Source organism: Methanofastidiosum sp., from assembly GCA_013178285.1.
Lineage (GTDB): Archaea > Methanobacteriota_B > Thermococci > Methanofastidiosales > Methanofastidiosaceae > Methanofastidiosum.
Genome location: JABLXD010000001.1, coordinates 218,173 through 242,990 on the forward strand (window position 1 = coordinate 218,173; position 24,818 = coordinate 242,990).

The following is a 24,818-nucleotide window of genomic DNA, read 5'->3' on the forward strand; positions in this document are numbered from 1 at the left end:
CTTGAGTTTATGTTTTAAAATTTTTGGTTAAAAAGTCATCCTTTTCACATGGTAATAGGTAATATCATTGTCTGAATCAACAAAAGCGAATATCATATCTTTTTTTACAGAATGGGCAATTCTAACATGGGCAGCAAGTATATTGGCATCTATCTTTTCCCCTTCCATGAAAACATCTATTATATAGTCGGCATGCTCCTCTTCTATTGATCCTCTGTAAATACGAAAAGCACACCCATACTTGAATGCTGTTTTTACGTGATAGCCTTTTTCTTTTAGGTCTTTAAAGACAACATACTTCCCGAAAATATTCCCTTCACTGCTTCCAAGCTTTAGTAGCTCTTCAAAAGATATCTCTTTATTATCAGATATTACTTTTACCAATCCCCTCTCAGATAAGTATAGTGCTTCGACAACTGTCAGGTACAATTTTTTATCTATGAGCTCCCCAAATCCTCTTTTTCTGTGGATCTTACTTACAGCATCTTGGTCATCGATTATGGCCCTATTTTCAACGAGAGTGGCAGAAAACATAAAATAATTATGATTTTAGATGTTAAAAGCTTTTAGAAACACTTAAATATACTTGGACGAATTTCACCATATATTCTAAGGTGACTATATTATGTTTAAAGTTGTACAAATCAGGGATACTGCAAGGGTCCCACCCAACAAATTTGGTGGCGAACTTGACCAATCCATAGCAGAAATCCTTCAGGGGCAGTATGAAGGAACATGGGATAAGGACCTTGGGTTTATCCTTGCTATCCACAACATCATTGAAATAGGGGACGGAAAGATTGTCCCAGGCGATGGAAGCGCCTACTATGACACAGTATTCGAGGCTTTAACTTACCTACCAAAGCTATACGAAGTTGTTGAAGGGGAAGTAGAAGAAATAACTGAGTTTGGGGCTTTCGTAAGGCTTGGCCCAATAGATGGACTTGTCCACGTATCACAGCTTACAAACGATTTCATAAATTACGATAAGAAAAATAACACCCTATCAGGAAAGGAAAGTGGAAGAGTATTAAAGGCCGGAGACAAGATAAGGGGAAGAATTGTAACTTTATCTCTTAAAAGGGGCTCTGCAAAGATTGGACTTACCATGAGACAGCCTTACCTAGGGAAGTTTGAATGGATAGCTGAAGAAAAGAAAGAGGGATAAAATGAGGGTAGCATGCCAGAAATGCCAGAGAATCCTAAATGAAAGCATGTGTCCAGTGTGCAAAGACGATAAGACTACTGACAACTGGAGCGGCATTGTTGTAATAATTGATCCTGAAAAATCAAAGATAGGTAGGGCCATTGGAGTCAATGTCCCTGGTGCCTATGCCCTAAAGGTTAGGGGATGAAGTAAAGAGATGGCTCTTGTTCTCACAGAAAAACTAAGATTGGAACTAAAATCTCCCATGGGGCTTCTTATTGAAGGTGATGTTGAATCCGTTATGGGTAGACTTCTACCTATGATAGAAAATAAGAGGGTAATATCTGTTGGGGACGTTGTTTCTCAAAACCTTATTGATCGTGGAGTTTACCCTGAGCTAGTAATAGTTGATGGGAGGAACTTAAGGGCAGAAATAGGCGACGGTATAGATTGCGATGACACGACAACAGTTGAAAATCCCCAATCAGAGATAACAGGTGAGCTTTGGGTCGCAATTGAGCGATTTTTCAAGGACAAGACCAAAAGGTTTAAAAAAATATTGGTAGAGGGAGAAGAAGATTTGGCAGTTATGCCTGCAGTGCTCCACGGAGATGGAGATACTGTGGTACTTTATGGTCAGCCCGGCAAGGGTGTTGTGATTATTGAAGTAACAGAACAGAAAAAAAAGGAGATATCAGATTATTTAAATGAGATGGAGGGAGATCTATGGAATTAAAGATCGTAAATGAGAGAGAGAACCCACTATTCGGCAGGAAAGAATTAGAAGTTAAAGTAATTCATGATGGTGGAACTCCTAAAGTGTCAGAAGTTAGGGATAAGTTGTCTGCTTTAAAGAGCTTCAAGATGGATTCCTTTGTAGTTAGATCAATTGAAACAGGCTACGGAAGGGAAGAATCTACTGCAAAGATATTTGTTTACGCTGACCCAAAAACTCTGATGAAAGTAGAACAAAAGCATATATTGAAGAGAAACGGCTTGATTGAGGAAAAGGAGGAAAATTAATGCCATCCTTGTACAGTGTAGAAGGGGACAAAGTAGTTAAAAAGAATCCCTACTGCCCAAGATGTGGTCCAGGAACATTCATGGCCGACCACAAAGACAGGTATGTATGTGGCAAGTGCGCATATACACAATCCAAAAAAATGAAATAAAAATAGATAATAACTATTGTTTAACAATAGTTAAACTTTTTTATCTGCTGTTGTAAGCGAAAACTATAAAAAGGGTTAGTTACATATTAATAGTTAGCTTTAGTATTAATGATTAATATGGGCTCCACAAGGAGATGGTATTATGAGAAGACTCAATAAACTATTTGGTAGGGATGAAAGTCAAGACTACGGCGAGTACGATGAAAGCTACTACCCTGATGAGTATTATCAAGATGAAGAGTACACGGAAGAGGAATCATGGGCAGAAGATGAAAAGTCGGAGTCACCAAGGGCTATCAGAGAAGTAGAATCAATTCCTTATGAGGAAGAGGTACTCAAGAGAAACGATTTCATGGATTATGGGGTCGTTTATGTGAAATCATTAAAGCTCAGAGGGCTTGGTGATATAAGGGATATCTCAAAGCAACTCTCGGAAGGGCACATCCTGATAGTTGATATCGGTCTTTTGGCAGAAAGGGAACCACTTGAACTTAAAAGAGCCGTTGACCAGATCAAAGGTATTTTAAGGGGTATAGGTGGGGATATTGCTGGTATTAGTGAGCGAAAGATTTTAATAGCCCCTTCATCTGTCAAGATTGTAAGATCACATGAACCATGAGAACGTAGAGTGCGATTATTGTCCGTCGTGCAATAGGAAGACCCTTAGGGTAAATAATACTGTTATTTCTATTCCTTATTTTGGCGAAGTTCTAGATTTTACTATTCTTTGCAGTAATTGCGGTTACAAAAGGGCAGATATAATGCCTATAGAACTTAAAGAGCCATCAAGATACTCTTTAAATGTTGAATCTGCCTGCGATGTGAGCATAAGGATTGTTAAATCAAGCACGTGCACCATTAGAATCCCAGAGCTTGGGATAATAGTTGAGCCTGGGCCCCTATCAGAAGGATACATAAGCAATGTAGAGGGCCTACTTTCCAGGATATCAAAAGTTATCAGCATGGGGATGAAGATGGGTCAAGACGAAGAGAAAAAGAAGGGCCAAGAACTAATTGATAAGATAAACAAATTAATTGAAGGCCATGAAACTGTCTGCATTATCTTAGAAGATCCTCTGGGTTACAGTGCTATAGCCTCTGATAAAGCAATAAAAGAATCCCTAACAGAAGAAGAATTAAAAGATTTAAAATTTGGGGATTCATGTTTTGAGATAGAAAAAGACATCACTTAAGATGGCCTCTGCCAGTTCCAGTGGACTATATTCCCTGACTCGTCCATTTCTATGTAGCAGATGTATCTTGTGACTGATTGATACTTCAAGTCGGCAGGCATATTTATTTTAAATGTTTTATTTACTTTTTCAATAGTTGCCTTCTCGTAATAGACTCTGACCATTTCAGGATTTGTTGTTCCACACTCAACAGGTAGATTCTTACTTGCATCGTTATTGACAAACTCTAGGGCCAAATAAAGTGCATAGTCCTCATTTATTAGTTGATTTTGGTATGTGCTCTGAAGCTTATACATAGAGTTTCTTGCATCGACTAGTTGATCCCTTAACATGTCGTTTCTCTTGTTTAGACTATCATTTAGCTCTTTTAGGGTCTGATTCTCTTTTGTAAGTGCTTGTAACTGTTTTTCAAGGTCAAATATGTAGGATTCTTTCGTGCCTAGATTTGTATCTATTTGTCTATTGGCAACTGAAAGTGAAAATGAAGTTACTAGAACAACTGAAAGTAAAAGAGACAGAACAACAGAAACTTTAAACCAGTTGATATCTGGTTTTAAATTAAAGTTTTTTCTTATTTTGTTGTCAATGTTCGTCGTTCTTTGCTTTTCAATCTCTATGACCCTCTTTGATCCATCGTCTGTTGGCTCAGGTGCTGCACGTCTTCTTAGTACTCTGTCGTGTTTTTCTTTATAAGACTGGTAAAAAGTGTTAGAACGAATCTCTGGGATGTTATAACTTGAATTTCTGTCATTGCTAGCCGTTTGTTTGGGCATTGGACGTTTTACAGGTTCGCTATTGCCTGAAAATCGCTCTTGAATGAGCTTTTTCTTTTCCTCTAAGCGCTTCAGCCTCCAAAAAATATCCAATTCTTCATCATTCATAGGTTATCGCCAGCGCATATATAACGGTGTATTCCCACTATATAAAGATTTATGTTTTAAATCTTAACATCAATTCCCAATTTCTCTATAATTTCTTTATATCTGTTCCTAACAGTTACCTCTGTGACCTTTGCTACCTCTGAAACTGCCTTCTGGGTTCTTCTTTCGCCCTCCATAATGGCTGCAAGGTATATGGCTGCTGCACAGACTCCTGTTGGACCCCTTCCTGATGTAAGACCAACCTTTATTGCGCCTTCTAAGATATCCTGTGCTTTTCTCTGGACCTTTCCTGAAAGCCCTAGTTCAGTGGCAAATCTTGGGATATAGTCCACCGGGCTTGTTGGATAAAGTTTTATCTCAAGTTCTCTTGTTATAAATCTGTAACTTCTGCCTATCTCTTTCTTATCCACTCTGGAATGTTCTACAATTTCATCCAAAGTTCTGGGGACTTTATACTCACGGCAAGCAATGTATATACATGCAGATGTTACTGATTCTATTGATCTACCTCTAATAAGCCTCTTGTCGACTGCTTTTCGGTAAACCATCGCGGCTCCCTCCCTAATATTTCTAGGTAGGTGCAAGTGAGAAGAGAGTCTATCAAGTTCAGTTAAAGCGAAAGCTAAATTTCTATCTTTTGCATCGGCAACTTTAATTCTTTTGTGCCATTTTCTCATTCTATATATCTGGGCTCTCCTACCGGCACTGATATCCCTTCCATGGATATCCTTGTTCTTCCAGTCAATCATGGTGGAAAGACCCTTGTCATGGATAGTGTAGGTCATCGGGGCCCCTACTCTACCCCTTTTCTCTCCCTGTTCATGGTCGAAAGCTCTCCATTCGGGACCCGTGTCGATAATATCCTCAGAAATTACAAGACCGCATTCGTCACAAGTAACTTCAGCTCTAGAATAGTCCCGAATAAGTTTATGACTCCCACACTCTGGGCAAACATGAACTTTTTTCGTCTCGGTTTTCTCCATAGCATATTAGGCAACCAAAACCTTTATATAGCTTTCGGTAGAATTAAAATTCCAAATTAGGCCTTATAATCTGATTTTCTTTGTTCTTTATAGTCTTCAATGATTTTAAGAAGTTTATCTGACTCTCTTTGCTTTTTAAAAGCCAATAAAAGTTCTTTTTCCTTTTTATAGACTAAATCAAAGCTTTCTTTATCGAGTATAACGAACTTCGAAATAACGTCCATTTTTATATCTTTCGAATCGATTATTGGTATTTGACCATCAATTAGCTCTTCTTGTGCTTGATGGGATACGTTTCCGGTAATAAGAACAGCCTTGATCTTTATTTCAGAAAGCATCTTTGCTGCTTCTGCTCCCCCGCCTGTGGCATCTTTTAGATAAACTACATCTTCTTCAGTTAAATCCTGATTTTTCACAAGATTTCTAATAGCATCGATAGAAAAAACGGGCAATACCTTTCCAATTACAATGTCTTCAGATTCCATAAGAGGTTTTAATTCCTTAAGCCTCTTGTTTTCCTCGGCCAGTAAGTTAACTTTTGTTTTTAGAATATCCACAGTTTTTCTCAAAGAAGTAATCTCAAAATTCTTAGTTTTTATTACATTGTCCTTCAGCGCTTCTTTTTTCTGATTGCTCAATATGTCAAAGAGTTTCCTCTCAAGGGAGATTATTGATGACTCCTTCTCCTGGAGTTTCTTTTTCAGATCAATATTTTCCAGTTGAAGCTTTTCAAAATCTTTTTTAAGTACATTTTGTTTTTCTTTGTAGTTTTCAATGATTTTCAATTGCTCTTGTATAATCTCGTCTGGATTTCTTTGCTCAGTTTTTATTTCGTCTTGTTTTTCCATCATGTCTTCTTTAACTTTATCAAAAGCCTCTTTGATTGGCATTCCCCTTATGACCTCGCCTATTATCCTTGAGCTATAAAGAGAAAGTTCTGGGGGTATTTTAGATTTAATTTGGATAAATTTATTCTTATAGTGTAGATATGCTTTTAGAGCAGCTGAAAGAGCGTCTCTTTCGTGTGCATTTGTTGCTTCGTGATCCTTTGACAGTTCGTTCTTTTCTTTAACAGGTATTGATAAAGAGGGGACATATAGTATAGATCCAAAAGAAGTACTAAGTTTTTCGATATATCCTGAAGGCGGATTAACATCAGAACCAAATATTAAAGGATAGCCATATTTTCGTATCTCTTCTTTGACATCGGACATGGAATAATTTCTCTTTGAAATAATTGCAAGGACATTCCCTTCTAGGTCTAAAACTGAAAGACCTACTGTTGTTCCGGGATCAACTCCAACGATTACATACTTGTCCTTGATATTTGACCCTTCTACCTTTTTCTCAAGCTGTTCATACTCAATTGAGCTCTTTTTCAGTGGCCTAACATCTATCCTTATGTCGCCCCTGCTGCTTTTTATAGGAATATTCTCAAAATTTGAGTATACTCTAAAAGTGCCTTTTGAAAATCCCCCTTCTCTTTCTACAATGTCTAGATCAAAGTTGAATCCTTCGTTAGAGAGTTCCTTCTCAAGCTCCCTTACCCGATACTTAATGAGTGCAAAAGTTCTTCTCTGGTATCTTCCTTGAGAATATCCTCCCCTGCCGAGGCTTCTACCACTTGAAACAAGGATTTCAGTTTCATCTTCATACAACTTTAATTTGTATCCGACGCCCTCAAATGGCAGTCTTGCAAGTGCATATGCCTCATCGAAAGGATTTTTTGGATTTAAATTAATTCTATGCCTTTTAGCTAATACAGGAAGCGATGTAAAATCGTCAAACTTACCAGTAACTTGGACGATTGTGACAAACTTTGAAAGCTTCTCTAAATCATTTCTAGAGAATTCTTCAGTAGAATCTATTCCCATGTATAGGGGAGAGTAGTTTTTTATTAGTTTCAAAAGTTTTAGCCTTGACCCGCTTTCCTTCAAAACAGGCAAAAATCTGTTTCCTTCCCTCGAAATTATGACCATTGCATAAATTCTTGGGTCACGGGAGATTATGTCGACTCCCAGGGATGTTTCCATGAATGCACCCAAAACTTTATCTTTGTCTTAATATCCTTTTCTTTTGATGTTTTATATAATTTTTGTAGAGCCAGAAACGCCCGGGAATATAGGGAGTGTCGCTAGGGTGATGAAAAATTTTGGTTTCTACAATCTTATTCTAGTTAATCCAGTTGCAATAGATGATGAAGCATACAAATTAGCCGTTCACGCGGAAGATATTCTAAGAACAGCTGTGACTGTGCCATCTTTAGAAGAAGCTCTAAAACATGTAGATGTGTCAGTGGCTACAAGTGCGAATACTGGTGGTGGTGTGCTAAGAAACTATACCCCTGTAGAAAGTCTTGCAAAAAAATTACCTTCAGATTTTAAGGTTGGAATTGTTCTTGGCAGGGAAAGCAGCGGCCTTAGAAATGAAGAGGTCGAGATGTGTGATACAATGACCACCATCCCGACAGATAAGAAGTATCCGACTATGAATGTTTCTCATGCACTTTCTATAATATTATATGAAATCTTCAAATCAAAATGCTCCATAAAAACAAATCCTCTGGAAGGTAAGGAAATAATTGAGAAAGATTTATTGATCGAGGATTTCAAGAAGATATTGGCACATATTGAAGAAAGGGAATACCGAAGGGATAACGCATTGACTGTATTTAAACATGTTTTAGCAAGGGGATTTAATACTCAAAGAGAAGTATACACGTTAAAAGGTATTTTTAGAAGGATTATTTTAAAGCTAGAGGGCGAACTTTAAGAACAACTAATTTAAACATCTTAATATATTTCTATTTAATGTTTGAGGTATTCTATCTTGAAGGCGGAGTTCAGAAGGAAGTGGCTTCCCCAGAAAGACTAAGAAAGTTACTGGAAAGTGAAAAAAAATTATGGATTGACCTAGTTGACTGTACAAAGGAAGAAATTTTGAGTTTAGGAGATATCTTGGACCTACACCCTGTAACAATAGACGACCTAATTGAGGAAGGCACCAGGGTAAAGATAGAGAGTTTTGAAAATTATGGTTTTATCGTGTTATACAATCTATTCCTAGAAACAAGGATAAATAAATATGAATACGATATCGTAATTGGGAATAATTACATAATAACAAAAGATGCGAGAAGAGAAATCAAGATATTGGAAAAAATAAAGAGTGACCAAAAGTCTCTTTCAAAAATACTCACTAAAGGCCCTGACTTTCTCTTGCATGTTATAATGGATCGAATAATTGATTCTTATTTTTTGATAATGGATAGGCTTGATATAATCGTAGAAGAAACAGAAGATCAACTCTTCAATGGTGGAGAAAAAGAGTGCATAAAGAAGGTCATTGAACTTAAGAGGGATGTTTCTCTTTTCAAGAGAGTTGTTGTTTCGGTAAGAGAAGAACTCTTGGGCCTATTGAGAAAAGAGTCGATGTTTGTTTCTGAGGAAACTAAGATCTATTTCAGGGACAACTATGATAGTATCATAAGTATTTTTGACTCGCTTGATTCGATGAGGGATTCTCTAATTGGTATACAGGATACCTACTTGTCATTTACCTCAAACAAATTAAATGAGATAATGAAGGTATTGACTATAATTGCAACTATAATGATGCCTCTTACATTGATTACAGGGATATATGGTATGAACTTTGAGTTTATGCCTGAATTAAGATCTCCTTACGGGTACTATGCCGTGCTTTTGCTTATGTTATCCTTAGGGCTCTCGATGGTTTACTATTTTAGAAAAAGAGGATGGATGTAATCATAGTCTCTCCAAGATTATTAGTGCTCCTCCAATGTCTCCCCTCTCGTATAAATCTGCCATTTTAAGGAGTTCTTGTTTTATTCTTTGAAGCTCTTCGCCTTCCAAATATGAAATTCTTTGAGCCTTATTTCTAAGAATAATAGATGACCTTTCTAGGATTCTTTTTCCTTTTTCATCTGGTGCGCCTCTTGAAAGCTGCATAAGTTTATCAGAGGCCCCTAATAGTAGATTCATTGACGCCTGTCTATCGGTATCTAAAGAAATTGAAGCTTTTCTAATTTCATTTGAAAGCTCAGTTAAAACTGGAGGTATCCTTGGCTGCTCTTGGGGTAGTGTTATCTGGCCGCTCTTTGTAGCGTCATATACGATAAACTGACCAAATTTTTCAATTATTAATTCTTGGGGTATATTCATTCTTTGTAAGTTATTTATTTCCATTACGCCATACTTAGAATTTGAAGGGGGAGATTTTCCCATGCCCTCATTTGTTACTTCTCTCCACATACCGTTATCAGTTCTTCTATCAGTAAAAAGAGAGATACATGTAGCTATTGGCCCACCTTGTACATGAATTATGTCATCTTTGTCTGTATTTTTTATGATAAAGTTGTACATCCTATAAGCGTCATCAGAGAGATAAGGGCTTATTTTTAAATTTCTAAGCTGGACATCTAACAATGCATTCATATTTTCTTTTAGAGGGGTCGATTGGATTACAATTGGGGATCCTCTTTGTATAGGGGGTGCCTCGCCGATAGGGTTTGGCCCATATTTTAATTGAGGGGCCTGTGGCCCACCTGCAGGAGCCCCAAAAGGCATTAATCTTAAAGTTGGTTCACCTGTATAGGATATCACTAAAAAAGCAATCAAAAATATGTAAAACGTATTTTTATTTATCCTCTTTGAAGTTTCATAGGCGCCTACTGCCATTATAATTGCAAGTACCACAGGAGCATGCATAAAGAACCTAAATCCATACAATACGCCTATGAGGATTGTAGATGGGATAGTTGCAATTATCAAAATGTCCTTTGTATCCCTCCTTTTAGCAAGGAAGTAGACCCCTAAAAGTGAAAAAAGAATTGTTAAAATCCCAAAAGTTGGCATGTTAGCAAAGGAAGACCAGTTTCCATGAATCCAGTCACGATTCAAAATTACATGAACTGCCCAGGGAATATAAATTACCAACGATACAAGTATTATCTTCAAATTATATTTTAGGTAGTCTCGTTTCAATATACCAAATATACCTATGGCTAAAACTACTAAAAAGGAAGAGAAGTGTGTCCATAAAAATATTGAAAGAAGCGCTATTGAAAGGACCGTCTTTTTCTTGTATACTGCCCACATTGCTAACGGAAAGAGGGCAAATATTAGTGATGTTGGTGCAATTGAAATCTGCCACCACCAGTAGTTATACGAAGCAGATAGTATTACCACTGACAATAAACCTACCTTTTTTCCAAATAGATTTCTTGAAACAAATAAGGTTGAAAGAAGGGAAACTGGGTAGATGAGTAGTCCATAAAACTTCTGGATTGTTACCCAACCCATCCCCAAGATGTTTGTGGCTGCAAAAAGTAAATGAAGGAAAGGAGGGTACAGATGCGGCCTACCAATTGGGGCAAACTCGTAGTAATCCCACAAAAAAGATTTTTCTTCAACAAACATCTTCGCTATCATCAAATGATACGACCAATCCTTTTGGTCAGCGGGTAACTGGGAAATATTCAAAATAAGGAGTATAGTCTGGAATAAAATAACTGAAATTGCGGCGATATCAATAAGGGATAGGTCTTTTTTCATTTAAAATATTAGATTTGAATATATTAAATAGTTTTCGAATTTGTAACAATATCTATTTAAATTAAGATTTAGAAATTTTTACTGGTGACTTTATGAACTTCCTTTTCGATGAAGACAAGAAAAGAGGCGGCTATGAAGTTGAAACTTTAAAGGAGTCTATCAGAAGAATTAAACATAATCTCGATATTATCTATAAGGAGATAGAGGAAATTGAAAGTAGGGTCTTTAATGAAAGTGATCTTTTTGAGGTAAGGCAAGATGATCGTGATGATTATGTCAAAAACGCTTTAAATAGGAAAAGACCTCCTCGCACGGAAATGGACGTATCTTTTGAAGCAGACGATAGCCCAAAATCGTATAATACGAATGATTTTGCCAGAAAGCTCGAAGAGTACGACGGATAGCTCAACTATTTTTTCTTAAAAATAATTTTTATCATTTTAAAACCGTAAGATTTATAAAGAGTTAGTTTAACTTTATATTAGCTTAACTTAATGTTAATTTATTTATATGGTGTTTAAAATGAAAGAAAATAATGAAATGGAACTTGTTGTAGGGAGCGCAGAAAAGCTCGATGTGGGAAAGGGTATTGTAAGGATTGACCCCGATGCAATGAGAAAGATGTATCTGAACTATGGCGAGATTGTAAAGATTAAGGGAGATAAGGTAACAGCTGCAAAGGCCTTGCCCGATACTGAAGAAGGTTCAGGTATAATAAGAATGGATAGTATTCTAAGGAAAAACTCCGGTGCATTGCTTGGTGACAGAGTCACTATTTCTAGGGCAGAAGTTAAGGATGCCAAAGCAATAACTGTAGCCCCAATGCAGGCCGATATGCAGTTTTCAGGAGATTTATCAAGCTACTTTAAGGAAAAGTTTACAGACATTTCAATTGTTCAGAATAATGTTTTTGTTTTTGAGATTTTCAATAGGAGCCTTCCATTTGTCATTACAAAGACAAATCCGAGAGGTATCCTAAGAATTGTTCCATCAACAAAGATAACTATATCCCCCAAACCGGTGTCAGAAGCAGAAATATCAAAGATGCCTGATGTTACCTACGAAGATATAGGCGGGCTGAGGGATGAGATCCAAAAGATTAGAGAAATGATTGAGATGCCGATGAAGCATCCTGAAGTATTCTCAAAACTGGGTATAGACCCCCCCAAGGGAGTTTTACTGTACGGTCCTCCTGGTACAGGTAAAACTCTCCTTGCAAAGGCACTTGCAAATGAGATCAATGCATACTTCACCTCTATTAATGGGCCGGAGATAATGAGCAAATACTACGGTGAATCTGAAGAGAATCTTAGGAAGGTCTTTGAAGATGCTGGAGAAAACTCACCGGCTATAATTTTCATAGATGAGATCGATGCAATTGCCCCAAAAAGGGAAGAGTCCAAAGGGGAAGTTGAAAGAAGGGTGGTTTCTCAGCTCTTGACTTTGATGGATGGATTAAAGACAAGAGGCAAGGTAGTTGTTATTGCTGCAACAAACTTGCCTGATACAATTGACCCTGCATTAAGAAGGCCGGGCAGATTTGATAGAGAAATTGAAATTGGTGTTCCCGATATCAATGACAGAAAAGAAATTCTTCAGGTCCACACACGAGGTATGCCGATAAATGAGGACGTCGATATTTCTCACTATGCCTCAAAGACACACGGTTACAGCGGAGCAGATCTTGAAGCCCTATGTAAAGAAGCTGGAATGAAGGCTTTGAGGAGAGTTCTCCCAGATATCAGAGGAGACATTGAGATAACTCCTGATATTCTAAACAAGCTTGAAGTTAATAAAAATGACTTTGATCTAGCCTTTCTTGAGGTAGAGCCATCTGCAATGAGAGAAGCTTTAGTTGAAGTTCCGACAGTTAAGTGGAGTGATATTGGAGGTCTAAAAGAGGTAAAACAGAGATTACAAGAAGCGGTTGAATGGCCATTGAAATACCCGGAGGTCTTCAAAAAGATAAAAGTTGAAGGTCCAAAAGGTATACTCCTATACGGTCCACCGGGATGTGGAAAGACCCTACTTGCAAAGGCAGTTGCGACTGAGAGTGAGGCAAACTTCATAGCAGTGAGAGGCCCAGAGCTAATCTCCAAATGGGTCGGTGAGAGTGAGAAAGGGATAAGAAAGATCTTCAGCAAGGCAAGGCAAGTAGCCCCTGCTATAATATTCTTTGATGAAATAGACTCTATCGCGCCAAGGAGAGGACAAGAAACTGGTGCAAAAGTTACTGAAAGGATGGTAAATCAGCTGTTGACAGAGATGGATGGAGTTGAGTCGTTAGAGAGGGTAATAGTAATAGCAGCGACAAATAGACCGGACATCTTGGATGAAGCCCTAATGAGGCCTGGAAGATTTGACGTGATAGTAGAAATACCTTTCCCAGACAAAGAGTCAAGGCTTGACATTCTAAAGATTCATACAAAGGAGATGCCATTAAAAGATGTGGATATAAACGATCTAGTAGATCCAACAGAAGGATTTACAGGCGCCGATATAAAATCCCTTGTAAGGGAAGCCGGCCTTAACGCCATAAGAAAGAATCTTGACAAGACTGATTATGTCACTAAAGAAGATTTTAACGAAGCACTTCTTAAGGTAAAATCCTCTAAAAAATAATTTCTTTTTTTTTTAGATAAATTAAAATACTATTAATTTAATATTTAAAGCATGAGAGAGGCACTCTTTTACAAAAAAGAAGATGGGAATATTAGGTGCCTTTTGTGCCCACATGTATGTCTTATTGGCCCAAATGAGAGGGGTAAGTGTAGAGTCAGGATAAATTTAGATGGAAGATTGAATACCCTTGTATATGGAGAAAGTGAATCAGAAAAACACTATTTTCATGTAGACCCAATCGAGAAAAAACCCCTTTACCACTTTTATCCTGGTTCATACTCCCTTTCTTTTGGAACGCCTGGATGCAATCTATTCTGTGAAAACTGCCAAAATTACACCCTTTCCCAATCAAATTCAGGAGATATAAAAGACCATTTTTTAAAACCTGAAAAAATAGTTGAGCTAGCTAAAGCCTATGACTGCAAATCTATTTCTTATACATATACTGAGCCAACTATATTCTATGAATATCTGATAGATACTTCAAAAATTGCAAAAAAGGAAGGCATTAAAAATGTCTGGGTAACAAACGGTTTCATAAATCCAAATCCTTTGAAAGAAGCGCTCCCCTTTATTGATGCTATGAATATAGACCTCAAATCATTCTCAGAAGATTTCTATCAAAAGGTATGCGGGGGAAGATTAAGGCCTGTCCTAGAAACGATTAAAAAAGCATCAAAAGAAACCCATATTGAGATAACTAATTTATTGATTCCAACTTTGAATGACTCTGACGAAGAGATAACAAAAATTGTTGACTTTGTTTCAGGGTTAAGTAATGAGATCCCTTTGCACTTTTCTGCTTACAGGCCTATGTACAAAATGAATAAAGAACCTACACCGATAAATACCATTTTTAGGGCAAAGGAAATAGCCGAAAAAAGATTAAAATATGTATATCTAGGGAATATTCCCACTAACAATGATACAATATGCCCTAATTGCAAGAGTACCGTTATAAAAAGAGATTACAAAGTAAAAATTAGCTTAATGGATGAAAAATGTCCAATCTGCAATACAAAAATCCCAATAATAATCAATTAATAGACCAATTATTAGGAATACCATAAACTTTTTAAACAGTTGTATTAATTGTTGATGGAGTGCCGCCTAAAACAAAAAATAAGGCGAAAAGGTGGTAATATTATGGCCATTGAAGGTATGCTAAAAGAACTAAAGGAAAAGAAAGACAAGTTAAAGATGGGAGGGGGAAAAGAAAAGCTCGAATCCCAACATGCAAAGGGGAAACTCTCTGCTAGGGAAAGGCTTGATATTCTCCTTGACAAGGGCAGCTTTGTTGAAATAAATGGACTGATGAAACATAGAGCAGTTGATTTCGGTCTTGATAAAACGGATATACCTGGAGATGGCGTCATTACGGGTTTCGGTACAATTGAAGGCAGGCTTGTATACGTTTTTTCACAAGACTTCACTGTTATGGGTGGTTCTTTGGGAGAAGCTCACGCGTTCAAGATAAGTTATCTAATGGACCAGGCAATGAAAGTTGGAGCCCCGGTCATTGGGATAAATGATTCAGGTGGAGCAAGAATCCAAGAAGGTGTGGACTCACTTAAAGGATATGGCGAGATTTTCTACAGGAACACTATATCTTCTGGAGTAATCCCTCAGATAACAGCTATTATGGGCCCATGCGCAGGGGGGGCAGTTTACTCTCCAGCGATAGGGGATTTTGTCTTTATGACCGATACTACAAGTTACATGTTCATAACAGGACCGCAGGTTGTAAAAACTGTATTGCACCAAGATGTTACATTTGAAGAGCTCGGCGGGGCTCATGTTCATGAAACAAACAGCGGGATGGCACACAGGGTTGGCAAGAATGATGAAGATACATTGAATCTAATGAGAGGTCTTTTTAGCTATTTGCCATCAAACAATATGGAAGACCCTCCAGCAATTGACCCAACAGATGATCCGATGAGAGAAACATCTGAACTCTATTCAATTATCCCAGAGGATTCGAACAAGGGATACCATGCAAGCCAAGTTGTTAAAGCAGTCCTCGATAATAATGATTTCTTTGAGATACATCCCCTCTATGCACCAAATATAATTGTTGGATTTGGAAGGCTTGACGGGAAGGTAGTTGGCATTGTGGCAAATAATCCAAGTCATATTGCAGGTGTATTAGATATTAACTCATCAGACAAGGCTTCAAGATTTGTAAGATTCTGTGACGCTTTTAATATCCCAATACTTACTTTTGTCGATACCCCAGGATACATGCCAGGATTAGACCAAGAGCATGGAGGAATTATAAGACACGGTGCAAAACTATTATATGCTTACTCTGAGGCGACAGTTCCTTTGATTACAGTTATCGTTAGAAAAGCTTATGGCGGGGCTTACATAGCCATGGCTTCAAAACACCTTAGGGCAGATGCAGTTTATGCACTTCCAACTGCAGAGATTGCAGTTATGGGGCCAAAGGGAGCATGTGAAATTGTCTTTAGAAAAGAAATCTCGGAAGCTAAAGATCCTGTTAAAAAAACTGATGAATTAAGTGAAGACTACAAACAAAAATTTGCAAATCCATACATGGCAGCCGCACGTGGATATGTAGATGATGTAGTTGATCCAAAAAATCTAAGGGCAGTCCTTATCAATTCACTCAGGGCATACCAATCAAAGAAAGAAGTGCTACCTAAGAAAAAACATGGTATAATTCCCTTTTAGGTGAAGATAATGGTAAACATGGAATACTTAACTTTGGGATTAACATTAGTTATAGTAGGTATGGCTATAACCTTTTTAGTTTTAATTATTTTATCTGGGGTAATCCATTTTTTTGGTAAATATTTAAACAATAGAGAGGACAAGAAAAATAAGAAAGCAGAAGAAAAACTTAAAGTTAATGAAACTCAAATTGAAGAAAAAATTGAAAAATCAAATGACAGTGAATTAACTGCTATGATAATGGCCGCTTATTTTCACGTATACAAAGATGCAGTTTCATTGATTAATTTGCAGTCTAAGATAGATAACTGGAAATTATTGGGAAGACGAGAACAGATGGAGAGATTATAATGGCAAAGTACAAAGTTAATGTAGACGGAAAAGAGTACGAAGTTGAAGTTGAAAATATTGGGGATGGGAACCTAGAGATTAAATTAGGCGATAAAAAATCAACGGTAAATATAGAAGAGTTATCAAGTGGAATAGCACGCCCTTCATCTCCAAAACCTGCTTACAAAGCTCCATCATACACTCCTAAAGCGGAGCCTGCTCCAGCCCCCGTGCAATCTTCAGGAAAAGGGGAGCCTATAAAGGCTGTAATGGCTGGCACTGTCCTATCTATTAAAAAGAAAGTTGGCGATAAAGTAGCAATTGGTGACGTAGTGTTAATTTTAGAGGCGATGAAGATGGAAAACGAGATTTCCACACCCACTGAAGGAGTTATAGGTGCAATTCTAGTAAATCCCGGGCAGTCCATCAACACTGGCGATACACTCTTCACAATAGGATAAGTGGTAATATGGTCGACTTAATATCGTCCTTTATTGAAATATTTAAAACAACAAGTGGCATATTCAATATATCTCTAGGTAATATTGCAATGATAATAGTGGGTCTTGTACTCATCTATCTCGCAATTTACAAGGGATTTGAGCCACTTTTATTAGTGCCAATTGGATTTGGTGCAATACTTTCTAATATACCATTAACAGGCATTGCTGATCCAGACGCAATAGGGGGGGTACTTGGTATCTTTCTAAAGTATATGATTGCTAATGAAATCGTGCCGTGTCTAATATTTATGGGTATAGGTGCTTTGACTGATTTTGGCCCTCTGCTTGCAAATCCAAAAACATTTTTATTGGGCGCTGCTGCACAAATTGGAGTTTTTATAGCCTTAGTTGGGTCTATATTTTTGGGATTTACACCCCAACAAGCTGGATCCATAGGAATAATTGGTGGTGCAGACGGCCCAACTACAATTTATGTCACAACAGTATTAGCACCTGAACTGCTTGGTGCGACTGCAGTGGCAGCATACTCCTATATGTCTTTAGTACCTTTAATATTACCTCCGGCCATAAAACTTACAACTACAAAAGCCGAAAGGAAAATACGAATGGTACAAATGAGAACAGTTTCAAAAAAAGAAAAAATTGCTTTCCCTATAATAGCTGCGATTGTAGCTGGAATGTTAGTTCCAAAGGCGATACCACTAGTGGGAATGCTTTTTGTAGGGAACTTATTCAGAGAAACTGGGGTAACACAAAGACTCGCTAAAGGTGCAAGTGAAGAGCTATTGAACATTGTAACAATTATCTTAGGCCTTTCAGTTGGTAGTACAATGGACGCTGCCAATTTCCTTAATATACAAACAATTAAAATATTGGTCTTAGGGGTGGCTGCATTCTTTACTGCTGCATGTGGAGGCGTAATCGTTGCAAAAATCATGAATCTATTCCTTAAGGAAAAGATTAATCCAATGATAGGTGCTGCAGGTGTTTCAGCAGTCCCAATGTCTGCAAGGGTAGTCCAAAAGATGGGATTGAAAGAAGACCCACAGAATCACCTTCTAATGCATGCAATGGGGCCTAATGTCGCAGGGGTAATTGGCACAGCTGTTGCGGCTGGGGTTTTGATAGCTTCTCTAGCTTGATTTTCATGGATGAATTCAAAATAAAAGTTGGCGATCAAGAACACCAGATTAAATTGAAAAAGGTAGCTGATGGCGAATATCAGGTATTATATGATGAATTCATCTATGAAGTTTCTATTTTAAAGAAGGTTCAAAAAAAGGAAAGAGATAGCCAGTATAGAAAGGAAAATGACATAATATACGTTGATTCTATGATAGGAGGTATTGTCCTCAAACTTTCAAAAAAAGCTGGGGAGAGGGTAATTAAAGGGGACCCTATAATGACATTAATTGCAATGAAGATGGAAACAGAAATACATGCCCCAGAGTCAGGACTGCTTTCGAGGATACCTGTATATGAGGGCATGATAGTTGAAAAGGGAGAACTTCTCTTTGTAATAGATACAAAATAAATGGGAAAAGTTTATTAATATGGTAACTGAAGTCGTAATAGACGAAAATCAAGAAAAAACGGACAAATGTCGCTCAATTGAGATAGATGGCAATCCATCTGTTGAGGAAATTGTTGTGATACTTTCACTGTTTAATTTTAGTGGGGTGGATAAATGAAGCCATTAGAAGGAGTAAGAATATTGGATTTAAGCCATGTGCTTGCAATGCCATACTGTACCATGGTCTTGGGCGATCTTGGAGCAGAGGTAATAAAGATAGAAAAACCTGGTGCAGGCGACGATTCCAGGGAATTCGGACCATTCAAAAATGGAGAAAGTGCATATTTTATCAGCATAAACAGGAATAAAAAGAGCGTAACGTTGAACTTGAAAGAAGAAAAGGGTAAAGAAATCTTAAGAGAATTGATTAAAGTTTCTGATGTAATAACAGAAAATTTTAGACCTGGAACGATGGAAAAACTTGGCTTCTCATATGAAGATGTTAAAAAAATCAATCCAAATATTATCTATGCTACAATATGTGGCTTTGGACAAGATTCAGTTTATCCTGGAAGGCCCGGTTATGATATCATCGCCCAGGCTTTTGGAGGATTGATGAGTATTACCGGATATCCAGATAATCCACCTACAAGAGTTGGCTCTTCACTAGCAGATATAATCTCTGGTTTGTTCACAGCTATCGGGATACTTGCTTCACTTAGGACCAAAGAAAAGACAGGTAAGGGGGAATATATCGATACTGCAATGGTTGATTGTATCTTAGCAGTATTGGAAAATGCCATGGTAAGGTATACCGTAACAGGAGAAATACCAAAGAGAATTGGTTCAAGACATCCAAGTCTTACACCTTTTGACGTTTTTGAAACAGAAGATGGCTACCTTGTTATAGGAATCGGAAACGATCACCTCTGGGAAATTTTCTGTAACAAAATTTCTGAATTTAGCCACTTGTTGTCTGATGAAAGATTTAAAACAAATGAATCAAGGTCAAAAAATGAACGTATCTTAAAACCAATAATCGAAGCTTGGACAAAAAAGCATAAAACAAATGATCTTGTTGACATAATTTCTAAAGCTGGTGTGCCATGCGGTCCCGTTAACACAGTTGATATGGTTGTCAATGACCCAAATACTACCCATAGAAAGATGCTATTTGAATTTGACCATCCAATTGCTGGCAAGATGAAGACTGCTAATAGTCCTCTGAATTTATCAAATACTCCTTGTAAAACTCATGTAAGGGCCCCAACTTTGGGAGAAAATACTGAAGAAGTATTGTCCAAGGTACTAGGATATCCAAAAGAGAAAATAGAAGAATTAAAGAATAATAAAATAGTATAATACGGGGGTAGATAGAACGAAGAGGGAAGAGATAGAGAAAAAATTAAGAACTCTAGACGCTGCTTCTATCAACGATGCCTTAAGAAAAAGAGGCTCAGTTGATGAATCTATAAAGTCGATAAAGCTAGGCGACTTCCTTTGTGGTCCTGCCTACACAGCAAAATGCTGCCCTGGGGATATGCTTACGGCCCTAAAAGCCCTTGATGAGATTTCAGAAGGTCAAGTTTTAGTGATTGATGGTGGAGGTATCACTAAATTCTCTCTTTTTGGAGACCTTATGGCAATGCAGGCCAGACTTAAAAAATTAGCAGGGGTAGTCGTAGATGGGGCAATTAGGGATGTAAGGAGCATTAGGGGAGAAGGGATACCTGTATTCTGTCGCGGTATAGTGACAAAAGCTGGAACTGCTACAAGGCTAGGTGAAATTAATGTCCCTGTTGTCTGTGGAGGCGTTATAGTTAATCCTGGAGATTGGATAGTCGGTGATGACGATGGAGTTGTCGTCATCCCAAAAGACAAAGTTGAAGTGATTATCCATGATGCTGAAGAAACTCTTAAAAGGGAGGCAATAATCAGGGAAGCTATAGAGCAAGGTAAATCAATTAGTAAACTGCTTTAAATTTTTTAATTTGGGTGCAAAGATGTTCGAACGCTTGAGAGGTACGAGGGACTTTCTTCCAAATGAGATGGCTGCAAGAAAGAAAGTTTTTTCATCGATAAAAAAAACTGTTGAGGAATTTGGTTTTTTTGAAACAGATACGCCAGCAATCGAACTATTTGAACTTTATTCTATAAAAAGTGGTGAAGAGATCATTGAAGAGCTTTATGCCTTTCAAGACAAAGGTGGCAGGATGATCTCTTTGCGCCCGGAACTTACCCCTTCAATTGTCAGGGTATTAGTTTCAAGGGCTAAAGAGTTATCCTTTCCTGTGAAATGGTATTCTATACCAAGACTCTGGAGGTATGAAAGGCCACAGAGCGGTAGATTAAGAGAGTTCTATCAGCTTAACATTGACATTTTTGGATCAGAAGATCCAAGGTCAGACAGTGAAGTTATTTCTTGTGCTATTAAATTACTCTGTGACCTGGGATTTGATGAATCTGACATTGAGGTAAGGATATCAGATAGAAGAATGCTTCATGAATTTCTATTAAATCTTGGAATCGATAGTTACCAGGACGTTCTTAAAATTATAGACAAGAGGGAAAAGGTAAGTGAAAATGACTTTAATGAAATGCTTACCGAGATAGGAATGAGTGCTACACAAATAAAAGAAATAGAAGATTTTCTTAATTCTAAAGGTAACTTTTTAAAATCAATTGAAAACCTATCTAAAATCTACAAAGGAGAAGGCATCTCAAATGTTATTGAATCGCTGAGAAAGATTGCAGAAAATCTAAATGACAGGGGCTATGAAAAATTTACGACATTTGACCCATCGATTGTAAGAGGGCTTGACTACTATACGGGCATGGTATTTGAAGTCCATGATAGGAAAAGAGAATTCAGGGCTCTATTTGGTGGAGGCCGATATGATAATCTAGCAGAGCTCTTTGGAGGAGAGCATATACCGGCCGTTGGATTTGGGATGGGTGATGCGGTATTAGAGCTCATGATGAGGCGAAAAAACATATGGCCTGAAGAAAAAGTTGAGATTGATGTTTTCATTGCGACTATTGGAAATGTAGAGAAGGAAGTTTCAAAGTTATTGACTAGTTTAAGAAATTCTGGGTTTAGAGTTGATTTTGACTTTATGAGCAGGAATTTATCAAATCAGATGAAATTTGCAAACAAGCTTGGTGCAAATTCTCTTTTGATAATAGGTGAAAGGGATCTAAAAGAGGGAAATTTAACTCTCCGTGACCTAAAATCTGGGGAAGAAAGTAAAATTTCCTTTGATAAATTTGTTTCTACGCCTTCAAAGTATTTAACGAAAGTTTTATAAAATACTTAAAGGCTATCTTGATTAAGCCGGGGTTGTCGAGAGGCTCGGCCTCGGACTGCAGATCCGATTACGAGGGTTCAACTCCCTCCCCCGGCTTCGCAAAGGGGACATGGTGTAACCAGGCCATCATCATGGACTCCAGAATCCTTTCCAGATGAAAGAGATAACTGATGGCATTTGCCGATGAAGAAATTCTGGAGTTTGATGGGGAAATCCATGGATCAGGGTTCAAATCCCTGTGTCCCCACTTTAAGGTTGATTTTATGAATACTTCAAATTTTACTTCAATATCCAAACTTGTTAGACCTGAAAATTTAAATCATCATGGGACCCTTTTTGCAGGTGTAACTTCAATGTGGTTTGTTGAGGCTGCTTTCATTGAAGCTGCAAGGGTATATGGAGATCCTACAAAAATTGTTTGTATAAAAGTTCATGGTATGAAATTTATTAGACCTGGAAATAATGGAGATATTCTAGAGATTAAATCAGTTTTGGCGCATGTTGGAAAAACAAGCCTTACCATCTATACAAGGATATACAAAAGAAATACGGGAGATCAACATGTTGACGGGTTTGTTACAGTTGATGAAAATGGTAAATCCATGCCCCATGGGATTAAATATGAAAAGCCGACTGAAGGAGAAGGATTAACACTCTGGAATGAAGTAGAGAGATTAAAACATTCTGATACCCAGACTAAATTGTAATATAATTAAGGAGGGGTTGCCGAGCTTGGCCAAAGGCGCAGGATTCAGGGTCCTGTCACGTAGGTGTTCGGGGGTTCGAATCCCCCTCCCTCCACTTCTTTTCGTTAAAATAGTACTAGAAAAGGGAAAAATTTCCTTTATTACTTTCCCTATTTTTTTCCCTATTTTCCCTATTTTTTGCCATATCTTTATATATAGGGAAAATCTTCATATTATACACCTATAGGTGATAATTATGAAGAAAATATTAGCTATGACGATATCCTTACTATTTGTAGTAAGCGTTTTTGGTATTGCCTCAACGATGGCTGAATGTCAATTCGACGAAGGATACTATAAAATCAGTAACAATACGCCCAAAGTTGGAGAAACATTTTCAATTACTCTAGAAAAAGCCGCTATGGGTAGTGTTAAAATCGAAGGTAAAACAGTCGATCAAATAACTTTAGAAATTGTTGCAAATAAGAAACTCCCTTACCAAATAGGTACTGTTGAGTTAATAAATGTAGAATATTATAAAGCAGATGGCACATTAATTTACAGCGGACTCGTATTACCAGATGCTCTGCCATCTCCAGATTTTCCACATTGGGGTGAACTTGCTCCAAAAAGTTGGGACGATGTTGCATCAATAAGATGGATATTCAGAGCAGTGAAGCCAGGCAAATTGACTTTAAATGGAGCATGTGGTGAAATAGAAACAGTCACAATCCTTTCCAAAGATCTGCCATTCAAATTCTTTGCAAAACTATTTGGCTTTGGACAGAAAAAATAAATATTTTTTATTCTTTTAATTTTCTTGATTCTTCCCTTCCTTTTGTTATCAAATATATTCCAGCGACTAATGATACTGCCAATATAACGATGTCCATAAATTCAAAATAAAGGGAGTTTGTAAATCTATAGTAGAGTACAGACAATCCTGATCCGATGCAAAGGCACCCTAAAAGTAGTTTGTAATTCATGATTTGATTATAACTAAACCACTTAAAATAGTTTCTATTGCCAAGTTCTTATTAGACGTATGATAAATAATTATAACTATAAGTTATATTAATACCAAAAAATATATAAACTAGAATATAATTTTATTATTGGGGTGAACAGATGAAGAAGATAGCAATAGTTGCTTATACAGATGAGATTGGAACTTTTATCGATGCACTGCAAAGTGGATTAGAAAAGAGAAAAAATGGTGATGATGTCAAACTAATCATTGAAGGAAATGCTACTCATTATCTAAAGGACATATCAAAGTCCGATGAAAAATACAAAAAAATATTCGAAACTGCACGTAAGAATGGATTGATAGATTGTGTATGTGAAACATGTAGCAAAAAAACAAACACGATTGATTATGCGAAAAATCAGGGATTACATCTAAGCGGTGAGTCATACGGCCATCCAAGTCTATTCAATTATTCTAGAGTGGGTTATGAAATAATCTATTTCTAAAAATTAAAGATTTATAAAATCTATTTTTTTAATATTCCTTCAACTTCAACTTTTGACATGCCTGGCCTAATATCATTAGAATAAAGTATCTCTATCATTTTTCTATCAATTTCTGAATAATTTAAAGTTTGAGTCCAACCTTCATAAAATATACTGTCACGATACTTGAAGGAGTCCTTCATAAGACCTAAAGACTGCGTTAGCTCTTCTCTTATCATGTGGGATCTTTCCTCTTGTAGAAGTGAATCATCAGTTGCAATGCAAATGTCACATTCATAAATAACATTATTTCTCCATCTGCAGTTGAAGTACCCATAGTTCCCAGGTTTTGCATTACAGATAGAAAAGTCAGACAGTGGAACAAAGTTAATTTTTATATTTTCATTAGTATTCACAATAGTCAGGTATACTTTGTCACCAATAAGTTCGTTGATATCTGAGATCACCTGATTCACAGCTTCCATATCCTTTTCTCTTGGATTTCCATTAATTTTTATTCTAATATCAGAATCCCATTTTCTAATAACCTGTAAATTGTTTCCATACTCAGTTCCGAGAGCTATTTCTGTAAAGTATTCAATCTCCTTATCACTATAGATATAGGAATTTTGTGTCTGTTCAGGGATAGGTGTTGGCTCATCATAAGTTACGCAACAAACTGAGAATAAACCTAAAAGAAATATAAATGAAAAAATTATTATCTTACTAATCACAATTAATAATAAGAAGTAGGATATATAATAATATGGTATTATACATCTAATTAAAAG

Annotated in this window: 31 protein-coding genes and 3 tRNA genes; 27 read left to right on the forward strand and 7 right to left on the reverse strand. The window is 37.1% G+C overall.

Going from position 1 to position 24,818, the window contains the following annotated elements:
* Nucleotides 1-27: 27 nt before the first annotated feature.
* The gene (gene endA, locus HPY60_01230) at nucleotides 28-534 is read right to left on the reverse strand and encodes a tRNA-intron lyase (protein NPV49808.1); all 507 of its coding nucleotides are present in this window, start codon (nucleotides 532-534) and stop codon (nucleotides 28-30) included.
* Nucleotides 535-625: 91 nt separating this feature from the next.
* On the opposite strand from endA, the gene HPY60_01235 reads away from it, so the two are divergent.
* From HPY60_01235 to HPY60_01265, 7 genes are all read left to right on the forward strand, one after another.
* Nucleotides 626-1,168 (forward strand): DNA-directed RNA polymerase, encoded by a 543-nt coding sequence (locus tag HPY60_01235; protein NPV49809.1) that lies wholly within the window; start codon nucleotides 626-628, stop codon nucleotides 1,166-1,168.
* A gap of 1 nt (nucleotide 1,169) precedes the next feature.
* A complete protein-coding gene (locus HPY60_01240; GenBank protein ID NPV49810.1) occupies nucleotides 1,170-1,355 on the forward strand; it encodes a DNA-directed RNA polymerase, subunit E'' in 186 nt (61 codons plus the stop codon).
* Between the two features lie 9 nt (nucleotides 1,356-1,364).
* Nucleotides 1,365-1,883, forward strand: a complete 519-nt coding sequence (locus tag HPY60_01245; protein NPV49811.1) for a DUF359 domain-containing protein — start codon at nucleotides 1,365-1,367, stop codon at nucleotides 1,881-1,883.
* Nucleotides 1,874-2,170: a 30S ribosomal protein S24e gene (gene rps24e, locus HPY60_01250; protein ID NPV49812.1), complete on the forward strand. Its 297-nt coding sequence runs from the start codon at nucleotides 1,874-1,876 to the stop codon at nucleotides 2,168-2,170. The genes HPY60_01245 and rps24e overlap by 10 nt, the downstream gene beginning before the upstream one ends.
* Entirely contained in the window at nucleotides 2,170-2,319 is a 150-nt protein-coding gene (locus HPY60_01255; protein NPV49813.1) for a 30S ribosomal protein S27ae, read from the forward strand. The genes rps24e and HPY60_01255 overlap by 1 nt, the downstream gene beginning before the upstream one ends.
* A 142-nt stretch (nucleotides 2,320-2,461) precedes the next feature.
* A complete protein-coding gene (locus HPY60_01260; protein ID NPV49814.1) occupies nucleotides 2,462-2,938 on the forward strand; it encodes a cell division protein SepF in 477 nt (158 codons plus the stop codon).
* Nucleotides 2,928-3,512: a ZPR1 zinc finger domain-containing protein gene (locus HPY60_01265; GenBank protein NPV49815.1), complete on the forward strand. Its 585-nt coding sequence runs from the start codon at nucleotides 2,928-2,930 to the stop codon at nucleotides 3,510-3,512. Before HPY60_01260 ends, HPY60_01265 begins: the two co-directional genes overlap by 11 nt.
* Here HPY60_01265 and HPY60_01270 read toward each other — a convergent pair.
* Genes HPY60_01270 through HPY60_01280 form a run of 3 tightly spaced genes read right to left on the reverse strand, consistent with a single transcriptional unit; the run spans nucleotide 3,509 to nucleotide 7,409 of the window.
* A complete protein-coding gene (locus tag HPY60_01270; GenBank protein NPV49816.1) occupies nucleotides 3,509-4,393 on the reverse strand; it encodes a hypothetical protein in 885 nt (294 codons plus the stop codon). The two genes, HPY60_01265 and HPY60_01270, sit on opposite strands and share 4 nt — an antisense overlap.
* A gap of 56 nt (nucleotides 4,394-4,449) precedes the next feature.
* The gene (locus HPY60_01275; protein ID NPV49817.1) at nucleotides 4,450-5,376 is read right to left on the reverse strand and encodes a transcription initiation factor IIB; all 927 of its coding nucleotides are present in this window, start codon (nucleotides 5,374-5,376) and stop codon (nucleotides 4,450-4,452) included.
* 56 nt (nucleotides 5,377-5,432) lie between these two features.
* Nucleotides 5,433-7,409, reverse strand: a complete 1,977-nt coding sequence (locus HPY60_01280; GenBank protein NPV49818.1) for a DUF460 domain-containing protein — start codon at nucleotides 7,407-7,409, stop codon at nucleotides 5,433-5,435.
* Between the two features lie 46 nt (nucleotides 7,410-7,455).
* On the opposite strand from HPY60_01280, the gene HPY60_01285 reads away from it, so the two are divergent.
* Both HPY60_01285 and corA read left to right on the forward strand, forming a co-directional pair.
* Complete coding sequence (locus HPY60_01285) at nucleotides 7,456-8,148, forward strand: RNA methyltransferase (protein ID NPV49819.1); 693 nt, start codon at nucleotides 7,456-7,458, stop codon at nucleotides 8,146-8,148.
* Nucleotides 8,149-8,186: 38 nt separating this feature from the next.
* Nucleotides 8,187-9,143, forward strand: coding sequence for a magnesium/cobalt transporter CorA (gene corA, locus HPY60_01290; GenBank protein ID NPV49820.1), 957 nt, complete (start codon nucleotides 8,187-8,189; stop codon nucleotides 9,141-9,143).
* Here corA and HPY60_01295 read toward each other — a convergent pair whose 3' ends face one another.
* On the reverse strand, nucleotides 9,144-10,952 hold the full coding sequence (locus HPY60_01295) for a hypothetical protein (protein NPV49821.1): 1,809 nt from the start codon (nucleotides 10,950-10,952) through the stop codon (nucleotides 9,144-9,146).
* Between the two features lie 92 nt (nucleotides 10,953-11,044).
* Here HPY60_01295 and HPY60_01300 point away from each other — a divergent pair, with 92 nt between their 5' ends.
* The 17 genes from HPY60_01300 (at nucleotide 11,045) to HPY60_01380 (ending at nucleotide 23,368) form a co-directional block, all read left to right on the forward strand.
* A complete protein-coding gene (locus HPY60_01300) occupies nucleotides 11,045-11,356 on the forward strand; it encodes a hypothetical protein (GenBank protein NPV49822.1) in 312 nt (103 codons plus the stop codon).
* Between the two features lie 136 nt (nucleotides 11,357-11,492).
* Complete coding sequence (locus HPY60_01305) at nucleotides 11,493-13,574, forward strand: CDC48 family AAA ATPase (protein ID NPV49823.1); 2,082 nt, start codon at nucleotides 11,493-11,495, stop codon at nucleotides 13,572-13,574.
* A 51-nt stretch (nucleotides 13,575-13,625) separates the two neighbouring features.
* The gene (gene amrS, locus HPY60_01310) at nucleotides 13,626-14,618 is read left to right on the forward strand and encodes an AmmeMemoRadiSam system radical SAM enzyme (protein ID NPV49824.1); all 993 of its coding nucleotides are present in this window, start codon (nucleotides 13,626-13,628) and stop codon (nucleotides 14,616-14,618) included.
* Nucleotides 14,619-14,720: 102 nt separating this feature from the next.
* Complete coding sequence (locus HPY60_01315; protein NPV49825.1) at nucleotides 14,721-16,271, forward strand: methylmalonyl-CoA carboxyltransferase; 1,551 nt, start codon at nucleotides 14,721-14,723, stop codon at nucleotides 16,269-16,271.
* A gap of 9 nt (nucleotides 16,272-16,280) precedes the next feature.
* Entirely contained in the window at nucleotides 16,281-16,622 is a 342-nt protein-coding gene (locus tag HPY60_01320; GenBank protein NPV49826.1) for an OadG family protein, read from the forward strand.
* Entirely contained in the window at nucleotides 16,622-17,062 is a 441-nt protein-coding gene (locus HPY60_01325) for an acetyl-CoA carboxylase biotin carboxyl carrier protein subunit (GenBank protein ID NPV49827.1), read from the forward strand. The genes HPY60_01320 and HPY60_01325 overlap by 1 nt, the downstream gene beginning before the upstream one ends.
* Nucleotides 17,063-17,070: 8 nt before the next feature.
* The gene (locus HPY60_01330) at nucleotides 17,071-18,207 is read left to right on the forward strand and encodes a sodium ion-translocating decarboxylase subunit beta (GenBank protein ID NPV49828.1); all 1,137 of its coding nucleotides are present in this window, start codon (nucleotides 17,071-17,073) and stop codon (nucleotides 18,205-18,207) included.
* Nucleotides 18,208-18,212: 5 nt separating this feature from the next.
* Complete coding sequence (locus tag HPY60_01335; GenBank protein NPV49829.1) at nucleotides 18,213-18,599, forward strand: biotin attachment protein; 387 nt, start codon at nucleotides 18,213-18,215, stop codon at nucleotides 18,597-18,599.
* A 19-nt stretch (nucleotides 18,600-18,618) separates the two neighbouring features.
* Nucleotides 18,619-18,756 carry a hypothetical protein gene (locus HPY60_01340; GenBank protein ID NPV49830.1) on the forward strand — a complete coding sequence of 46 codons (138 nt, stop codon included), beginning with the start codon at nucleotides 18,619-18,621 and terminating at the stop codon, nucleotides 18,754-18,756.
* Complete coding sequence (locus HPY60_01345; GenBank protein ID NPV49831.1) at nucleotides 18,753-19,940, forward strand: CoA transferase; 1,188 nt, start codon at nucleotides 18,753-18,755, stop codon at nucleotides 19,938-19,940. The genes HPY60_01340 and HPY60_01345 overlap by 4 nt, the downstream gene beginning before the upstream one ends.
* 31 nt (nucleotides 19,941-19,971) lie before the next feature.
* The gene (locus HPY60_01350; GenBank protein ID NPV49832.1) at nucleotides 19,972-20,559 is read left to right on the forward strand and encodes an RraA family protein; all 588 of its coding nucleotides are present in this window, start codon (nucleotides 19,972-19,974) and stop codon (nucleotides 20,557-20,559) included.
* 22 nt (nucleotides 20,560-20,581) lie between these two features.
* Nucleotides 20,582-21,886 (forward strand): histidine--tRNA ligase, encoded by a 1,305-nt coding sequence (locus HPY60_01355; GenBank protein ID NPV49833.1) that lies wholly within the window; start codon nucleotides 20,582-20,584, stop codon nucleotides 21,884-21,886.
* Between the two features lie 25 nt (nucleotides 21,887-21,911).
* Nucleotides 21,912-21,982 (forward strand) — tRNA-Cys (locus HPY60_01360).
* A 7-nt stretch (nucleotides 21,983-21,989) separates the two neighbouring features.
* Nucleotides 21,990-22,133 (forward strand) — tRNA-Trp (locus HPY60_01365).
* Between the two features lie 16 nt (nucleotides 22,134-22,149).
* The gene (locus HPY60_01370) at nucleotides 22,150-22,593 is read left to right on the forward strand and encodes an acyl-CoA thioesterase (GenBank protein ID NPV49834.1); all 444 of its coding nucleotides are present in this window, start codon (nucleotides 22,150-22,152) and stop codon (nucleotides 22,591-22,593) included.
* A 9-nt stretch (nucleotides 22,594-22,602) separates the two neighbouring features.
* Nucleotides 22,603-22,687, forward strand: a tRNA-Leu gene (locus HPY60_01375).
* Nucleotides 22,688-22,828: 141 nt separating this feature from the next.
* A complete protein-coding gene (locus HPY60_01380; GenBank protein ID NPV49835.1) occupies nucleotides 22,829-23,368 on the forward strand; it encodes a hypothetical protein in 540 nt (179 codons plus the stop codon).
* A 7-nt stretch (nucleotides 23,369-23,375) separates the two neighbouring features.
* Here the strand turns inward: HPY60_01380 and HPY60_01385 are convergent, their stop codons facing one another.
* Nucleotides 23,376-23,558, reverse strand: coding sequence for a hypothetical protein (locus HPY60_01385; protein NPV49836.1), 183 nt, complete (start codon nucleotides 23,556-23,558; stop codon nucleotides 23,376-23,378).
* A 142-nt stretch (nucleotides 23,559-23,700) separates the two neighbouring features.
* Between HPY60_01385 and HPY60_01390 the strand changes: the two genes are divergently transcribed.
* The gene (locus HPY60_01390; protein ID NPV49837.1) at nucleotides 23,701-24,048 is read left to right on the forward strand and encodes a hypothetical protein; all 348 of its coding nucleotides are present in this window, start codon (nucleotides 23,701-23,703) and stop codon (nucleotides 24,046-24,048) included.
* Between the two features lie 20 nt (nucleotides 24,049-24,068).
* Here HPY60_01390 and HPY60_01395 read toward each other — a convergent pair whose 3' ends face one another.
* Entirely contained in the window at nucleotides 24,069-24,761 is a 693-nt protein-coding gene (locus HPY60_01395; protein NPV49838.1) for a DUF2927 domain-containing protein, read from the reverse strand.
* Nucleotides 24,762-24,818 lie beyond the last annotated feature (57 nt).

Excerpts from the sequence above, each read along its gene's own strand:
- amrS (NPV49824.1), top strand. The coding sequence starts at position 13,626 with ATGAGAGAGGCACTCTTTTACAAAAAAGAAGATGGGAATATTAGGTGC.
- HPY60_01295 (NPV49821.1), bottom strand. The coding sequence starts at position 10,952 with ATGAAAAAAGACCTATCCCTTATTGATATCGCCGCAATTTCAGTTATT.
- HPY60_01265 (NPV49815.1), top strand. The coding sequence starts at position 2,928 with ATGAACCATGAGAACGTAGAGTGCGATTATTGTCCGTCGTGCAATAGG.
- HPY60_01390 (NPV49837.1), top strand. The coding sequence starts at position 23,701 with ATGAAGAAGATAGCAATAGTTGCTTATACAGATGAGATTGGAACTTTT.
- HPY60_01330 (NPV49828.1), top strand. The coding sequence starts at position 17,071 with ATGGTCGACTTAATATCGTCCTTTATTGAAATATTTAAAACAACAAGT.
- HPY60_01385 (NPV49836.1), bottom strand. The coding sequence starts at position 23,558 with ATGAATTACAAACTACTTTTAGGGTGCCTTTGCATCGGATCAGGATTG.
- HPY60_01260 (NPV49814.1), top strand. The coding sequence starts at position 2,462 with ATGAGAAGACTCAATAAACTATTTGGTAGGGATGAAAGTCAAGACTAC.
- HPY60_01355 (NPV49833.1), top strand. The coding sequence starts at position 20,582 with ATGTTCGAACGCTTGAGAGGTACGAGGGACTTTCTTCCAAATGAGATG.
- HPY60_01345 (NPV49831.1), top strand. The coding sequence starts at position 18,753 with ATGAAGCCATTAGAAGGAGTAAGAATATTGGATTTAAGCCATGTGCTT.
- HPY60_01240 (NPV49810.1), top strand. The coding sequence starts at position 1,170 with ATGAGGGTAGCATGCCAGAAATGCCAGAGAATCCTAAATGAAAGCATG.
- HPY60_01280 (NPV49818.1), bottom strand. The coding sequence starts at position 7,409 with ATGGAAACATCCCTGGGAGTCGACATAATCTCCCGTGACCCAAGAATT.
- corA (NPV49820.1), top strand. The coding sequence starts at position 8,187 with ATGTTTGAGGTATTCTATCTTGAAGGCGGAGTTCAGAAGGAAGTGGCT.
- rps24e (NPV49812.1), top strand. The coding sequence starts at position 1,874 with ATGGAATTAAAGATCGTAAATGAGAGAGAGAACCCACTATTCGGCAGG.
- HPY60_01380 (NPV49835.1), top strand. The coding sequence starts at position 22,829 with ATGAAGAAAATATTAGCTATGACGATATCCTTACTATTTGTAGTAAGC.
- HPY60_01255 (NPV49813.1), top strand. The coding sequence starts at position 2,170 with ATGCCATCCTTGTACAGTGTAGAAGGGGACAAAGTAGTTAAAAAGAAT.
- HPY60_01335 (NPV49829.1), top strand. The coding sequence starts at position 18,213 with ATGGATGAATTCAAAATAAAAGTTGGCGATCAAGAACACCAGATTAAA.
- HPY60_01315 (NPV49825.1), top strand. The coding sequence starts at position 14,721 with ATGGCCATTGAAGGTATGCTAAAAGAACTAAAGGAAAAGAAAGACAAG.
- HPY60_01270 (NPV49816.1), bottom strand. The coding sequence starts at position 4,393 with ATGAATGATGAAGAATTGGATATTTTTTGGAGGCTGAAGCGCTTAGAG.
- HPY60_01325 (NPV49827.1), top strand. The coding sequence starts at position 16,622 with ATGGCAAAGTACAAAGTTAATGTAGACGGAAAAGAGTACGAAGTTGAA.
- endA (NPV49808.1), bottom strand. The coding sequence starts at position 534 with ATGTTTTCTGCCACTCTCGTTGAAAATAGGGCCATAATCGATGACCAA.
- HPY60_01370 (NPV49834.1), top strand. The coding sequence starts at position 22,150 with ATGAATACTTCAAATTTTACTTCAATATCCAAACTTGTTAGACCTGAA.
- HPY60_01245 (NPV49811.1), top strand. The coding sequence starts at position 1,365 with ATGGCTCTTGTTCTCACAGAAAAACTAAGATTGGAACTAAAATCTCCC.
- HPY60_01305 (NPV49823.1), top strand. The coding sequence starts at position 11,493 with ATGGAACTTGTTGTAGGGAGCGCAGAAAAGCTCGATGTGGGAAAGGGT.
- HPY60_01340 (NPV49830.1), top strand. The coding sequence starts at position 18,619 with ATGGTAACTGAAGTCGTAATAGACGAAAATCAAGAAAAAACGGACAAA.
- HPY60_01300 (NPV49822.1), top strand. The coding sequence starts at position 11,045 with ATGAACTTCCTTTTCGATGAAGACAAGAAAAGAGGCGGCTATGAAGTT.
- HPY60_01285 (NPV49819.1), top strand. The coding sequence starts at position 7,456 with ATGTTTTATATAATTTTTGTAGAGCCAGAAACGCCCGGGAATATAGGG.
- HPY60_01320 (NPV49826.1), top strand. The coding sequence starts at position 16,281 with ATGGTAAACATGGAATACTTAACTTTGGGATTAACATTAGTTATAGTA.
- HPY60_01275 (NPV49817.1), bottom strand. The coding sequence starts at position 5,376 with ATGGAGAAAACCGAGACGAAAAAAGTTCATGTTTGCCCAGAGTGTGGG.
- HPY60_01235 (NPV49809.1), top strand. The coding sequence starts at position 626 with ATGTTTAAAGTTGTACAAATCAGGGATACTGCAAGGGTCCCACCCAAC.